Origin of the sequence: Alloacidobacterium sp. (assembly GCF_035631355.1) — a bacterium.
Classification (GTDB): domain Bacteria; phylum Acidobacteriota; class Terriglobia; order Terriglobales; family Acidobacteriaceae; genus Alloacidobacterium.
In genome coordinates this window covers 52,874-66,926 of sequence record NZ_DASQIX010000001.1, presented here as the reverse complement: position 1 = coordinate 66,926, position 14,053 = coordinate 52,874, and the positions used below count along the sequence as shown (strand labels likewise).

Here is a 14,053-nt window from a genome sequence, read left to right as displayed (position 1 = left end):
GGGTTATGGTTGTTGCGAAGGCTGCTGTGTGGTAGGCGATCCATTTGTTGGAGCAGGCGCGGAAGGAGGAGGCGTACGCGGGCCTTCCGGATTCGGCACAGGCTCGGGCTTCGTCTCTTTCTTTTCCTTCGCTTCGTCTGAGAGCCGCGTTTTCTCTGTTGGCTTTGGCCCCTTCTTCGCCTTCGAGGTATCGCCGTTCAATCCCAGCGGAGTTGCTTGCTCCTGGCGGGTAGCCAGTTCATCCTGGCTCTCAGGCGCTGGAGCGAATGGATCGGTTTTGTCTTTCGCCTTCTTTGGCTTGTGTTCCTTGGCCCGGTCGGAGAACCTCGTCTTCTCAGTCTTCTGCTCCATCGGCTGGTTCTCTACCGTTCCATCAGGCCCTACAACCTGCACATTCTGCGGAACTGTGTTGCTCGCCACCTGGGTGGCGCCGGCGTCTTCTGTTTTGGTTGGAGCCGCAGGCAAAGTCTCTCGCGGGGCTTGGCCGAAGCGAATCTTTTCTTTCTTGCCGGGCTTCTCCACGCCGGCCACCTGCGAGCTTGCTGCGGGCGGCTGAACAGGAGTAGTCGAAGCAGTGGCTGGAGCTGCTGTTTGAGCTGCACTCGCAGTCTGCGTAGTCGCAGCAGCTTGCGCTTGCGGCGCTTCTGCAAGGGATGGCACATTTGCCGGAGGGGCACTGGCTGTTTCAGTCGCAGGTTTCGCCTTCACGCCCTTCTGACGGAACCGTGTCCGCTCTACGTTCTTCTTCTTTTTTCCTGTGGGAGGGGCATAGGCGCTATAGGTCGTCGTGGGCTTGACCTCATTCGGCGTTGCCGCAGAATCTTCATAGCCCTCTTTCACCTCAACATAGGAATCTTCGCGCAGCTTCGTCAGGTATTGGCGCAATGCAGGCGCCATCTTCTGACTGTAAATTGCATCTTCCACCTGCGGTTCAACGTCTTTGAGCGGCTGAACACCGCCCGGTGTATGGTCCGTCACTTTAAGAATGACGAACCCCTGCTTGGTGCGGATCGGCTGCGTATATTCACCAGGTTTCAAGCTGAACGTCTGGTCTTCAAGCACCTTGGCCAGCTGTCCGCGCTTAAATTCACCAAGCTCTCCGCCCTCAGCCGCCGTGGGACCGCCCGACTCCGTCTTGGCCAGTTGCGCGAAGTCCGAACCCGACTTCAGTTGAACTGCAATGTCGTCGGCTTTCTTTTGCGCTGCCGCCACTTGCGCAGCATCGTCCGGGTTCGCCGTTGGAACCAGAATTTCGCTGAGTTTCACCTGCTCAGGCTGGTTGAATTCTTCTTTGTGCGCATCGTAGTACTTCTGCACGTCGGCCTGACCCAGGTTGAGGTGCCTTCCCACCTCGTCGCGAATGACCGTGGAGGTAATGATGCCCTCGCGGATATGCTGCTTAAAATCCTCAAACGAAACCCCTTGCGACTCCGCTGCCTTCTGCAGGTCATCCATGCTGTCAAGGTGGTTCTGCTTGCGGATGTCGTCCAGCCGCTTGACCGTCTCCGTCTCGCCTGAAATGCCCAGCTCTTTGCCCTTGGACAGAAGCAGTTGCTGATCAATCAGGTCGCGCAACAGGTCGTGCCTCGCTTCAAAAAGCTGCTGCTGCGACCACCCCTGCTGCTGACCCTGGCTCTCCAGTTCCTGGTCGGCACGCTGATAGTCTGACTTGCTGATGACCTGGTCGTTGACACGCGCGATGATCTCTTCTACCACCGTGCCCTGGTATTGCGAAGCCTGAGTGGCCGGGGCCGGAGTTTTAGCCGCGGTTTGACCGATGGCTGGAACTGCCAGAAAGACGATGCCTGCAGCGAACGCGGCCGGAAGGGACAAGGATCGATAAATCATCTGTATACGTCTCGACTGCGCGCGGCGTGAACTGGTTAGCCTGCTTCCTGAAATATCCCGCGCGCGCTTTCAACATTGTAAACACATGCAGGTCAGCAGGCCAGCTAACAGGTGGCGCTAACTTTTCGGCTTGCTATACTGTCCATAGGATTGCCCAGAGGGTCCTCGCAATCATGCATTCCCGCACACGTCGCACCGCCTTTAGCCTTGTAGTCTTTTTTTCCGCCTGCGGTCTTGCAGGCATGATTGTCAGCCAGAAAGTCGGCGCGCAATCCAGTTCCGACGAATCGCAGTTCCGCGACAGCCTCAAGCAGTTCACCAGCGTCTATGACGTGGTTGCGCAGAACTACGCCGAACCGCTGAACGGCGACAAGCCCGACAAGGCCATATATGACGGCGCGATTCCGGGCATGCTGCGCGTGCTCGACCCGCACTCGAACTTCTACGACCCCAAGGCCTACGCCAGAATGCGCGAAGACCAGCACGGCAAATACTACGGCGTGGGCATGACCATCCAGCCGCAGAATGTTGGCGGCGTGCAGCGTATCGTTGTCCTTTTCCCCTATGAGGGGACGCCATCTTACAAGGCAGGCGTGCGGCCGGGTGACGTCATCATCTCAGTTGACGGCAAGACGACGGACAACCTCGGTTCTGAAGAAGTGGCGAACATGCTGAAAGGCCCCAAAGGAACGCATGTTCATCTGACCGTTTCCCGTGAGGGCGCCGCGGCGCCGCTCACTTACGATCTGGTTCGTGATGAGATTCCGCACCCCAGCATCGACCTCAAGGAAGAGATTCGTCCCGGCATCGGCTACATCCACATCACGCAATTCCAGGAAGCGACGGGCCGCGAAGTGGCAGACGCTCTTGATAGCTTCGGCCCCGACCTGAAGGGTCTTATCCTTGACCTCCGCGGGAACCCTGGCGGCCTGCTCACGGAAGCCGTCTCCACCTGCGACAAGTTCCTGAAAAAAGGTCAGGTCATCGTTTCCCAGCGCGGACGCGCCTTCCCTGAACAGACCTACCATGCCATGCACGGCAATGGCGGCAGAGACTATCCCGTTGTCGTTCTGGTGAACCACGGAACCGCATCCGCAGCCGAAATCGTTAGCGGCGCGCTGCAGGACCACGACCGCGCGCTGGTTGTCGGCGAAACCACATTTGGCAAAGGCCTGGTGCAGACTGTTTATCAGCTTTCAGATAACACCGGCCTCGCGCTTACGACCTACCACTACTACACGCCCAGCGGACGCCTGATCCAGCGCAACTATAACGGCGTTTCGCTGTACGACTACTACTACAACCACGACCAGCCGCAGGACACGAAAGACCGCGAAGTCAAGCTGACCGACTCCGGACGCACCGTCTACGGCGGTGGCGGCATCACTCCTGATTACAAGATCAGCACGCCAAAATCCACGCCGATCGAGGAAGACCTGCTTGCCCACTACGCCTTCTTCGATTTCGCGCGGCACTACCTGGCCAATCGCACCGTCAACAAAGACTTTCAAGTCGACGACAACGTTATGGCCGATTTCAAGCAGTTCCTCGGCACACAGGACATCAGCTACACCGACCAGGACCTGAACGCCGTCATCGACTGGGTAAAGGCCAACATCAAGGCGGAAATTTTCACCACGCAGTTCGGCCAGGTGGAAGGATTGAAAGTCCGCGCCGCCTGGGACCCAATGATCAGCCAGGCCCTCACCTACCTGCCGCAGGCAGGCACGCTCGAACAGACTGCTGAGAAAATCGATTCGCAGAAGACTGTGACCGCCAAGAATGTGCCGGCAAGCCCAGCTATCGAATAAATAATTTAATCCAAAAACAAAGGGCAGGCGTTCTCGCCTGCCCTCTTGTTTTGCAAATCAGCCTTACGCCTTGCCAATCACCTGTGCGACAGTCTCGCCAATAGCAGCAGGACTTTCGACCACATGAATACCCGCAGCCTTGAGCGCTTTCATCTTCTCAGCGGCAGTACCCTGTCCACCTGAGATGATCGCTCCGGCATGGCCCATGCGGCGTCCCGGAGGGGCAGTTTGCCCAGCGATGAAGCCCACCACCGGCTTCTTCACATGCTGTTGGACATATTCAGCAGCTGTCTCTTCCGCCGTTCCACCGATTTCGCCAATCAGGATGATCGCTTCCGTCTCCGGGTCCTCATTCAGCAGCTTCAGCGCATCAACGTGCGTGGTGCCGACAATCGGGTCGCCACCAATGCCGATGGCGGTCGATTGCCCGATCCCGCGCTGCGTCAACTGGTAGACAGCCTCATAGGTCAAGGTCCCAGAACGCGAGACAATCCCGATGTTGCCTTCTTTGTGGATGCGGCCGGGCATGATGCCAATTTTGGCCTTGCCGGGCGAGATCACACCGGGGCAGTTCGGCCCAACCAGCCTGGACTTCGAGTGCTTGAGCACGCTCCAGACCTTCACCATGTCGTTGACCGGAATGCCTTCCGTGATGCAGATAATCAGCGGAATGCCAGCTGCGTTTGCTTCGAGAATCGCGTCCGCAGCGAACGGCGGGGGCACAAAGATGACAGTCGCATTCGCGCCGGTTTCCGCAACAGTCTTCTCGACCGTGTCAAAAACAGGCCAGCCTTCGTGGATGGTTCCACCCTTGCCTGGCGTCACGCCGCCGACAACCTTCGTGCCGTATTCGGCACAACCCTTCGCGTGAAAGGTGCCTTCTTTGCCGGTTATGCCCTGCACAATGAGGCGAGTGTTTTTATCTACCAGAACAGCCATCTTTACTTGCCTCCTTTTGCAGCGGCGACCACCAACTCTGCCGCATCTTTCATCGTTGCGCCAACAGAAAACTTCAGGCCTGACTCCTGAAGAATCTTCCTGCCTTCATCCACATTCGTGCCTTCAAGGCGAAGGACGATCGGTAGCGTTACGTTCAGCTTCTTTGCGGCCGCAACAACTGCCGTTGCCAGCACATCCACACGCAGAATGCCACCAAAAATATTGATGAAGATGGCCTTCACATTCTTGTCCGCCAGCAGGATGGCGAAGGCCGCTTCAATCTGCTGCTGGTTCGCGCCGCCGCCCACGTCGAGAAAGTTCGCCGGCGAGCCGCCCGCGTACTGGATGATGTCCATCGTCGCCATCGCCAGGCCGGCGCCGTTGACCATGCAGGCGATGTTGCCGTCGAGCTTGATGTAGTTCAGCGCATACTTTGACGCTTCAACTTCCAGCGGGTCTTCCTCGGCAACGTCGCGCAGCTCCTTCAATTCCTTGTGGCGGAACATCGCGTTATCGTCGAAGTTGATCTTGCAGTCGAGCGCGAAGAGCTTGCTGTCCTTCGTCGTGATGAATGGATTGATTTCAAGCAGCGAAGCATCGGTGTCAACATAAGCCTTGTACAGGCCCATCATGAACTTGACCGCCTCGTTGATCTGCGTTGGTTGCAGCCCCAGCGCAAAGGCAAGCTCCCGCGCCTGGTACGGCTGGAAGCCAACTGCAGGATCGATGTATGCCTTGTGGATCGCTTTCGGGTCCTTCGCAGCGACTTCTTCAATATCCATGCCGCCGGCCTGCGACGCCATAAAGACCAGCTTGGCAGCAGCGCGGTCGAGCACGATACCGAGATACAGCTCACGATCAATCGCCGCCGTCTCTTCAATCAGCAGGCGCTGCACCTTCTGCCCCTGCGGGCCGGTCTGGTGCGTCACCAGTTGCATGCCGAGAATCTGCTTGGCATACTGCTCGGCTTCGTCAAGGTTCTTCGCCACTTTCACGCCGCCGCCCTTGCCGCGGCCTCCGGCGTGGATCTGCGCTTTCACGACAACGCCACTGGCGCCGCCGGAAAACAGCCTCTTGGCCACGTCGAGCGCTTCGTCGAGCGTGTTGGCCACTTCACCCCGCGGCACGGCAACGCCGTATTTCGCCAGGATGTCTTTCGCCTGATATTCGTGGATTTTCATAGCTTGTAGGGCCGCAGACTTGTCCCGGCGCGGGCATAAACCATGCATTAACGGGAAATTACGGCTGATATTCCATAGTACAGTTTGCAGTCCCCGCTTGTCAGGTCATGGCGTTATGGATAGGGATCAGTTTGATTTGGTTTCGTAAGGGCATGGCTTCAGCCATGCCGCAAAAACAGCAGAGTGAATGCGGCTTTGAGGTAACGCGGGTTGCTTCATATGGCTGTTCGGTAGACCATTTAGCGGCAAGGTAATCATTTCAGTACAGCGTCAATTTCGGTACGATGGCAGACAGATGGCCATCGTGAAAGACCTCAGTGAAGAACAGCGCGCGCTCACGCGTGAAGAGGCACGCTCCGCTCTGCGCGAGATGCTGACCGGCAACACCAGCGATGCCGAGATTGCAGCGCTGCTCACCGCCATGGCGCGGCGTGGCGAAACCGTCGACGAGCTGACCGGCTTTGCCGAGACCATGCGTGAACTGGCCATCCCCGTCCCGTTGACTGACGAGGAGCGAGCGCAGCTCATCGACACCTGCGGTACTGGCGGCGATGGCTGCGGCACCTTCAACATCTCAACTGGCGCAGCATTGGTCGCAGCCGCAGCCGGGGCCAAAGTCGCCAAGCACGGCAACCGCGCCGTTACGTCAAAGTGCGGTTCAGCGGACGTGCTGGAAGCCCTCGGTATCGCCGTAGCCCTGCCGCCTGAGCTGGCGGTTGAATCACTGCGCACCGCCGGATTCATGTTCCTGTACGCGCCGGCTCTGCATCCGGCGATGAAGCGCGTTGCCCCTGTCCGGCGCGCGCTCGGTTTCCGCACCATCTTCAATCTTGCTGGGCCGCTTACGAATCCAGCGGCGGCCCCAGCGCAGATCATGGGAGTTTTCGCTCCCGATCGTGTCCCTGTCGCTGCCGAGACGATGCTGCGCCTCGGCATCCGCCATGCCTTCGTCGTGCACGGCAGCGATGGGCTGGACGAGCTGACAGTTACAGGCGCGAGCCATGTGGCTGAGGTACGAGGGACAGGGAACAGGGGACAGGGAATCGGGTCGGCAATGCGGCTGCTGGAAATCCTGCCTGAAGACGCGGGGTTGCCGCGCTCCCCTATTTCCGCCCTGGCTGCTGCTGAGAGTGCCTCGGAAAATGCGGCCATTCTGGAGCGCATATTCGTCGGCGAACGCGGCGCAAAGCGCGACATCGTTATCTTGAATGCAGCAGCCGCGCTGGTTGCCGCCCGGATAACCGCCGACCTGCGCGAAGGCATCGCGCGCGCGACTGAAGCCATTGACTCCGGCGCAGTTCGCGATACCGTGAAGAAGCTGCGTACATTTGCGCAGAAAATCCAGTAATAGGAGCCAGGCCCTTTTAGAAACCAGGAACTTAAGGCCGACAAGGTTTTCGCGCGGAGGCATCGGGCCTCCACTCTACCCCATATAAATGAATGCCTCTTAGATCCGGAAAAACTGCACAAATTTGACGCTTAACGGCGTGTTGAATACACCTCTATGGTTCGAATATGGTTTGAAAATATTGTCTTGCTTTACATAACCGGAGGCCTTGCGCAGCAAGGTTGGGTAGAAGCACCGGCCTTCAGGCTGGTGAATAGAAATCTCGCTATGGAATGGCCTTTAGGCCCGGCTACCTCTGTGTCAAGCCCTTACGAAGGTAACTTTTGTCGCAAGCCAATAAAAATGAGCAGTTTAAATGAGTCCCACTTGATCTGTTATTTCCCCTCAACCTGCTAAAATAGAACTAAGAGCAAATTAAAGAAACGTCCGCCAAAAAGCGGGCGTTTTTTCATCTCCGGAGAAGAACCGGGACCCCTCATAAGTCATTGAAAACACTCGAAAGCACTTAACCCCAGCAGAATCAGCCACATGGCAGGGAATGATCCCTCGCTAAACTATTGAAAACAATAAGACAACCCACCCAGAGGGGAGGGAAGGGATACCCAATGCCCGCAGCCCGAAAAAACGCCGTTCTACAGCCACTCGCGGGGAGCGATATACTTTGCCAGCATCGGTGAAGGAGATACACAGCATGAAGCTGACCGGATTTCTGACGCGCATGACCATCGCCGCGGTCGCGGTTGGGGCATTGTCCGTGGCGCACGCGCAAGCCATCAAGGTTGACAAGGACAATCGCACCATCGCCGTGACAGCCAGCGACAAGGCGACAGCGGACGCCGATCTCGCCGTTGTGCACATCGGCTTTCAGACTTTTGGCCCTGACGAGCAATCGACTTATGCCAGCGGATCGACGATCTCGAATGCCATCATGGACGCGCTGAAGAAATCCGGCGTTCCCGACAAGGCCATCGAGAGCGAAAACCAGAACCTTGCGCCGAACAACTATCACGATCCTCGTGAATCGGAGATGGACCGTGCGAAGAAGCAGTTTGTGCTCAACCAGTCATGGACAGTCAAGACGAAGCCTGATGACGCGGCGAAAGTCCTTCACACCGCCGTCGAAGCCGGCGCCAACCAGAGCGGCCAGATCGACTGGCAATATCAGGACATGAACGGCCTGCAGGCAAAGGCCGCAGCTGGTGCTCTGGCCAAGGCTCAAGCCATCGCGCAGCAGATGGCGCAGGGGCTCAACGTGAAGCTGGCAGGATTGATCTACGCCAGCAATCAGGCTCCGGAGAGTCCGGTGCGGCCGTTAAATGGCGCTGTCGGTTTTCTTGCCAAGGCTCAAATGGCCGCGCCTGCGCCGCTGGCGATTAACCCGCGCCAGATCGAGGAATCATCCACGGTTTATGCTGTCTTCGCCATTCAGTAGTGCGACTTGCTGTTCCATGGTGCATCGAACAGCATTAGAAACAGATCCTCAAGAATCTTTGGGTAGAAGCGCTGGGCTTTAGCCCAGCGAAACAGCGCGCGAAATGAAGGGCTTCAGCCCTGGGTACTTTTGCCCAAAGCAACGCCTGAATTTATGGAACACGTTTCACAGGACATACATCATGCCTCGCTATGAATATCGTGACCTGCATCCCTCGCCTGAAGCCGAGGACGTCTATCTGCGCTGGATCAACTATCTGGACGAGGAGCTCACCAAGCACAAGAAGCCGGAGCTGCGCGCCGAACTGGTGCATGACAATCTGCACCAGATCATGCTGGGGCGGCCCAAGGGCGGGCGGTTGAACTTCACCCTTACCAGCGAGCTTCCTTTCAACGTCCTGCAGCTCTCGCTCAACTCGGCCAACGTGACACTCGAACCCGAATATTATGGCGACATCGACGAGAAGAAGTATGCCTGCATCAAGCCGCTCATCTACTTCTGGCAAATGTTCGACCGCTCCCCGATTGGGTTGAACCACTGGCTCGGCTTCCGCTTCCGCGCCATGCTGGGTCGGCACATCTTCAAGCACATTGGCAACAACGTGAAGATCTTCCACGGCGTTGAGTTCAGCTTCGGCTACAACCTTGTCATCGAGGACGACTGCGTCATTCACAAGTACGTCATGCTTGACGACCGCGGCGAGCTGATCATCCGCAAAGGCACGTCCATCTCCGACTACGCGTCTGTATACTCGCATGCACACGATCCGATCGACGGCGGCATCGTTGAGAACCGTAAGACGGAGATTGGTCCGCGAGCGCGGCTCACGATTCACTCCTCCGTGATGGCGGGCGTAACGGTTAACGAAGACTCGATACTCGGCGCAAATGGGGTCGCGACCAGGGACATTGCGCCGCACTCGATTGTCGGTGGCGTTCCGGCCAAGCAGCTCAAGACCAAATCCCAGGCGACGCCATTTGCCGACCGCTCAACCTTCAAAGCGAAGGCTTCTACGGGCGAGCACTGCGAGTGAGAATCTTGCCACTATGGCGCGAGTACCTGGACGGTCAGTCCCCTGATACCATCAAGTTTGCGGTATGAGCCAGCAAGAGATTGTTCTTAAGATTTTTCAGTTTGTCATTCTCCTCTTTGCATTGAGCCTGCATGAGGCGGCGCATGCGTGGATGGCGTCCAAGCTGGGCGACCCGACTGCGCGCATGTTGGGGCGCGTGACGCTGAACCCGATGAAGCACATCGACCCCGTGGGCACCATCCTGATTCCGCTGGCCATGCTCTTTCTGCCCTTTGCGCGGGGCCTGCTGATTGGCTGGGCCAAACCCACTCCCGTCACTACGCGAAACTTCAAGCGCATCGTACGCGACGACATTCTGACAACGCTGGCTGGCCCAGTTAGCAATATCCTCGCGGCCGTGGCCTCTCTCATTGCGCTTGTTGTCGTGGCCAAAACAACAGCCACCGGCGCAATGGCTATCAAGGAACTGGCGATGATGGGCGGAATCGACCCGCAGCTGATGGCGTCCAGCCCCATCATTTCGCCGATGATCATTCTCTTCTACCTGGGCATCTGGCTCAATTTGATCCTGGCGGCGTTCAATCTCATTCCGCTGCCCCCGCTGGACGGCTCGCACATCATCCGCCACATGCTGCCCTATGGCGCCCTGCGCGTGTACGATTCGCTGGGAATGATCAGCCTGATCCTCTTCCTGTTCTTCGGCGGCCCGCTCATCAGCATCATGGTCAGCCCCGCATGGGCCGTATTTAACCGTGTGTTGCTGTCGCTCTGACCTTCCCTGGCGCAGATCAAAGTGGCTTCTGATAATCTGCGGGGATTGTGATGAAGCCTCTGCTTTTCGCTCTCTGTGTTTTGTGCGCTTGTGGAACGATGAGCGCGCAGAAGCCCGCCTGGCAGCCTGCGGCAGGGCTAAAGGAAATCCCAATCTGGCCCGGACCTATTCCTGACGCGCAGCCTGTGCCCGGGCCGGAAGTCGATACCACCACGGCAAGCAGCCAGCTGATCGCAGGCAAGCCGCTGATTCGGCTCGGCAACGTAGCGCGCCCGACGATGACGGTGTATCCGCCGAAGGGAAAGAACACGGGCGCGGCAGTGGTGGTGTTCCCCGGCGGCGGGTACACGATTCTTGCCATCGATCTTGAAGGCACGGAAGTTTGCGACTGGCTCACTTCTACAGGTGTGACCTGCATTCTGCTGAAATATCGCGTGCCCAATTCCGGGCCGTACCCAAAGTCGCCGATGGCGCTCGAGGATGCGCAGAGAACACTGGGTCTGGTGCGGCAGCATGCCGCGGAGTGGCATATCGATCCGCATAAAGTTGGCGTGCTCGGCTTCTCGGCGGGCGGCCATCTGGCGGCTGCGATCAGCACGCATTTCGACCGGCGCGTATATAAGCCTGTCGATGCGGCTGATGAGCAGAGTTGCCGTCCGGAGTTTGCTGTGATTATTTATCCCGGCTACCTCGCCATCGCCGATAAGAACTTTGAGCTGAATCCGAATTTACCCGTCATCAAGGACACGCCCCCCACATTCTTACTTCAGACCGAAGATGACCGCGTGGCCCATGTGGAAAGCTCCCTTCGGTATTACGAGGCGCTGAAGGCTGCCGGTGTTCCGGTGGAGATGCATCTGTACACCGAGGGCGTGCACGGCTACGGGCTTCGGCGGACAAAGCTTCCGGTAACCGGATGGCCTCAGTTGGTGGATGTTTGGTTGAAGACGGTTGGGGTGGTTGGGGAGTAAATCACATTGAGGCCCGACTTTGTCGGTGTCTGGCCAGGAATTGCCTTAGCGATAAACATTCGTCGCATTGGCCGACAATGAAGGCAAGAAAACAAAGGGCGAGCACAGAATGATCGAGCGAAGCTCCGAAGTATTCCCAGAACGGAGCGCTTGCGCCGGGGTAATTCGACGAGAATAGCAGCATAAGCATATAGATGAGCCCGAAGGTGCTTGCAGTCCGTACCAATATCCCCAATATGAGCGCCAGTCCGATCGCTAATTCGCCGTATGCGACAAGGAAAGCGATTGCAGTCGCATGCGGCATTACAAGATCCTTGAGCACCGGAACTATGAACGGATAAGCCTCGCCATTCTGCAGAAATCGATTGATCCACCACTCAAATCCACCGTGCAATGTAAACTGCGTGCCGAAAACTTTATATTGGCCGAAAATGACGAATAAAACGCCGACCGCAATCCGCAATACTGCTATGGCGAAGGCATTTCGATCCGTTCCACTATCAGGCGAGCGCATCATTGGCGACCATTCTATCGTTGCCCTTCCGAACCGAATTCGGTGAGGGGCCTTCGATTACGACTTCAGCCTCTTTATCCCGGATGAAATCAGGTTCGACGAAAGTTCCGTAGAATAGAGCAAGCAATTTCTTACGTGAAGGATACGGTGTCGACTTCCTCTTCTGCTCCCTTGAAGCGCGTGCTGAGCGGCATGCGTCCGACTGGCAAACTTCATCTTGGCAATTACATGGGCGCGCTGCACAACTGGGTGCGGCTGCAGCATGATTACGAGTGCTACTTCTTTATCGCCGACTGGCACGCGCTGACGACCGATTACGCCGACACCTCGCAGATCAAGGGTAATACCCGCGAGGTGATTCTCGATTTTCTCGGAGCGGGGCTGACCCCGGAGAAGAGCGTGCTCTTTGTCCAGAGTGATGTGAAGCAACATGCAGAATTGCACTTGCTCTTCTCCATGATTACGCCCCTAGGCTGGCTGGAACGCGTGCCGACCTACAAAGAGCAGCAGGAGAACATCACGGGGAAAGACCTTTCGACATATGGGTTTCTCGGCTACCCGCTGCTGCAGGCGGCAGACATTTTGATCTATCAGCCGGATTTTGTGCCTGTCGGACAGGACCAGGTGGCGCATGTGGAGCTTACGCGGGAGGTGGCGAGAAGGTTTAATCAGTTCTATCCCAGGTCACAGGGTTCAGGGCACAGCGCTCAGGGCTCAGAAATACTTCCGGAGCCGCAAGTTCTCCTGACGCCATCGCCTAAGCTTCCCGGAACCGACGGCCGGAAGATGTCCAAAAGCTATGGGAACACGATTTTGCTCACCGATCCGGAGCCTGTCGTAAGGCAGAAGCTCAAACCCATGGTCACAGATCCGGCGCGCGTGCGGCGCACTGATCCGGGGAATCCGGACATTTGCCCCGTCGGTGATCTGCACAAGGTCTTTTCTTCGCCGGAGACGATGGCTAAGGTCTACGACGGATGCAGGACTGCTTCTATCGGCTGTATTGAGTGCAAAGGCTGGGTGGCAGATTCCGTAGTGCAGGTGCTGCAGCCGATTCAGGAGCAGCGCGCCGGATACGAGCAGAATCCAAAGAAGGTAGACGAGATTCTGGAAGACGGGAAAAACCGGGCGACCACCCGCGCCGAGCAGACAATGGTGGAAGTACGTGCGGCGGTGGGGATTGGGTAGAGCGGCACAATGACAGAAGAAATGAAACCTGAGCAGGATTCCCAAAACCTGGGTGCCCCATCCTTTGCAAAGCAAAGAGTGGAATCTTCGCAGGACTCAACTCAGACAGACTCTCGATCCGCAAGGAAAAAAGACAGCGCCTTCCCCTTCTCCGTCACCGTCGGCAAGGTATATGACGGACCCCTAGACCTGCTACTCGACCTGATTCGCAAGCAGGACATCGACATCTATGACATCCCGATTGCAATAATTACGGCGCAGTTCCTGGCCTATGTCGAGCAATTGAAGGCCACAGATGTGGACACAGCGGGCGACTTTATCTACATGGCGTCGCTGCTGATTCACATCAAGAGCAAGATGCTGCTGCCGCGCTCGCCCGTAGAAACATCCGAAGGCGAAACGGAAGACCCGCGACGCGAGCTGGTAGAGCGCCTGCTGGAGCACGAGCGCTTTAAAAACGCTGCTCAGATGCTGGCGCAGAAACAGGTCATCGAGGAATCAACGTGGTCGAATCCCTCGCTGAAAGAGTTTCGCCACGATGAGGGCACTGAGCAGGAAATTGCTGCCGACACGGTCGATCTGGTGCGCGTCTTCCGCGAAATTCTTGACCGGCTGAAGCAGCGGCCTGTGCTCGATGTGGAAGAGGACGCTGTGACCGTGGGCCAGATGATTGATTATGTGCGGCGGCGGCTGATTACCGAAGACAAGCCGGTAGCCCTGCGGAAGCTGCTGGGGCATGCAAAATCCGAAAAGACTCTAATTGCCATGTTTCTGGCACTGCTCGAACTGGTGCGATTACAGGCCATTTTGCTGCGTCAGGAGCGCAATTTCGGCGACATTTTCGTCAAAAAACATGCCGATTTTGAGCAGGTCATGACGGAGCGCATGAGCCAAGCGCGGGACGACTGGACCTAGCGCTCCACTGCACAGAAAATGCAGCGTATTCATCGAAAATTAACAAAGATTTCGGGGTCATTTTTACACATGATCCCGGGCGGCCCTGATAGTGTGCTTGC

Annotated in this window: 12 protein-coding genes; 8 read left to right on the top strand and 4 right to left on the bottom strand. The window is 57.2% G+C overall.

Annotated features, from left to right (window positions below; genetic code table 11):
• Positions 1–3: 3 nt before the first annotated feature.
• Positions 4–1,848 (bottom strand): peptidylprolyl isomerase, encoded by a 1,845-nt coding sequence (locus tag VEV40_RS00300; protein ID WP_324829371.1) that lies wholly within the window; start codon positions 1,846–1,848, stop codon positions 4–6.
• 173 nt (positions 1,849–2,021) lie between these two features.
• On the opposite strand from VEV40_RS00300, the gene VEV40_RS00295 reads away from it, so the two are divergent.
• Positions 2,022–3,659 (top strand): S41 family peptidase, encoded by a 1,638-nt coding sequence (locus VEV40_RS00295; RefSeq protein ID WP_324829370.1) that lies wholly within the window; start codon positions 2,022–2,024, stop codon positions 3,657–3,659.
• Between the two features lie 63 nt (positions 3,660–3,722).
• On the opposite strand, the gene sucD is transcribed toward VEV40_RS00295, so the two are convergent.
• Complete coding sequence (gene sucD / locus VEV40_RS00290; RefSeq protein ID WP_324829369.1) at positions 3,723–4,598, bottom strand: succinate--CoA ligase subunit alpha; 876 nt, start codon at positions 4,596–4,598, stop codon at positions 3,723–3,725.
• A gap of 2 nt (positions 4,599–4,600) precedes the next feature.
• On the bottom strand, positions 4,601–5,779 hold the full coding sequence (gene sucC / locus VEV40_RS00285) for an ADP-forming succinate--CoA ligase subunit beta (protein ID WP_324829368.1): 1,179 nt from the start codon (positions 5,777–5,779) through the stop codon (positions 4,601–4,603).
• Between the two features lie 295 nt (positions 5,780–6,074).
• Between sucC and trpD the strand changes: the two genes are divergently transcribed.
• The 5 genes from trpD (at position 6,075) to VEV40_RS00260 (ending at position 11,335) form a co-directional block, all read left to right on the top strand.
• Positions 6,075–7,127 carry an anthranilate phosphoribosyltransferase gene (gene trpD / locus VEV40_RS00280; protein ID WP_324829367.1) on the top strand — a complete coding sequence of 351 codons (1,053 nt, stop codon included), beginning with the start codon at positions 6,075–6,077 and terminating at the stop codon, positions 7,125–7,127.
• Between the two features lie 691 nt (positions 7,128–7,818).
• A complete protein-coding gene (locus VEV40_RS00275) occupies positions 7,819–8,559 on the top strand; it encodes an SIMPL domain-containing protein (RefSeq protein WP_324829366.1) in 741 nt (246 codons plus the stop codon).
• Positions 8,560–8,740: 181 nt separating this feature from the next.
• Positions 8,741–9,592 (top strand): acyltransferase, encoded by an 852-nt coding sequence (locus VEV40_RS00270; protein WP_324829365.1) that lies wholly within the window; start codon positions 8,741–8,743, stop codon positions 9,590–9,592.
• Positions 9,593–9,656: 64 nt separating this feature from the next.
• A complete protein-coding gene (locus tag VEV40_RS00265; RefSeq protein ID WP_324829364.1) occupies positions 9,657–10,364 on the top strand; it encodes a site-2 protease family protein in 708 nt (235 codons plus the stop codon).
• Between the two features lie 98 nt (positions 10,365–10,462).
• Complete coding sequence (locus VEV40_RS00260) at positions 10,463–11,335, top strand: alpha/beta hydrolase (protein WP_324829363.1); 873 nt, start codon at positions 10,463–10,465, stop codon at positions 11,333–11,335.
• 1 nt (position 11,336) lies between these two features.
• Here the strand turns inward: VEV40_RS00260 and VEV40_RS00255 are convergent, their stop codons facing one another.
• A complete protein-coding gene (locus tag VEV40_RS00255) occupies positions 11,337–11,852 on the bottom strand; it encodes a DoxX family protein (protein ID WP_324829362.1) in 516 nt (171 codons plus the stop codon).
• A gap of 144 nt (positions 11,853–11,996) precedes the next feature.
• Between VEV40_RS00255 and trpS the strand changes: the two genes are divergently transcribed.
• Both trpS and VEV40_RS00245 read left to right on the top strand, forming a co-directional pair.
• Positions 11,997–13,037 carry a tryptophan--tRNA ligase gene (trpS, locus tag VEV40_RS00250; RefSeq protein WP_324829361.1) on the top strand — a complete coding sequence of 347 codons (1,041 nt, stop codon included), beginning with the start codon at positions 11,997–11,999 and terminating at the stop codon, positions 13,035–13,037.
• 78 nt (positions 13,038–13,115) lie between these two features.
• Positions 13,116–13,952: a segregation and condensation protein A gene (locus tag VEV40_RS00245; protein WP_324829360.1), complete on the top strand. Its 837-nt coding sequence runs from the start codon at positions 13,116–13,118 to the stop codon at positions 13,950–13,952.
• Positions 13,953–14,053: the final 101 nt, after the last annotated feature.

Excerpts from the sequence above, each read along its gene's own strand:
- VEV40_RS00300 (WP_324829371.1), bottom strand. The coding sequence starts at position 1,848 with ATGATTTATCGATCCTTGTCCCTTCCGGCCGCGTTCGCTGCAGGCATC.
- VEV40_RS00295 (WP_324829370.1), top strand. The coding sequence starts at position 2,022 with ATGCATTCCCGCACACGTCGCACCGCCTTTAGCCTTGTAGTCTTTTTT.
- sucD (WP_324829369.1), bottom strand. The coding sequence starts at position 4,598 with ATGGCTGTTCTGGTAGATAAAAACACTCGCCTCATTGTGCAGGGCATA.
- sucC (WP_324829368.1), bottom strand. The coding sequence starts at position 5,779 with ATGAAAATCCACGAATATCAGGCGAAAGACATCCTGGCGAAATACGGC.
- trpD (WP_324829367.1), top strand. The coding sequence starts at position 6,075 with ATGGCCATCGTGAAAGACCTCAGTGAAGAACAGCGCGCGCTCACGCGT.
- VEV40_RS00275 (WP_324829366.1), top strand. The coding sequence starts at position 7,819 with ATGAAGCTGACCGGATTTCTGACGCGCATGACCATCGCCGCGGTCGCG.
- VEV40_RS00270 (WP_324829365.1), top strand. The coding sequence starts at position 8,741 with ATGCCTCGCTATGAATATCGTGACCTGCATCCCTCGCCTGAAGCCGAG.
- VEV40_RS00265 (WP_324829364.1), top strand. The coding sequence starts at position 9,657 with ATGAGCCAGCAAGAGATTGTTCTTAAGATTTTTCAGTTTGTCATTCTC.
- VEV40_RS00260 (WP_324829363.1), top strand. The coding sequence starts at position 10,463 with ATGAGCGCGCAGAAGCCCGCCTGGCAGCCTGCGGCAGGGCTAAAGGAA.
- VEV40_RS00255 (WP_324829362.1), bottom strand. The coding sequence starts at position 11,852 with ATGATGCGCTCGCCTGATAGTGGAACGGATCGAAATGCCTTCGCCATA.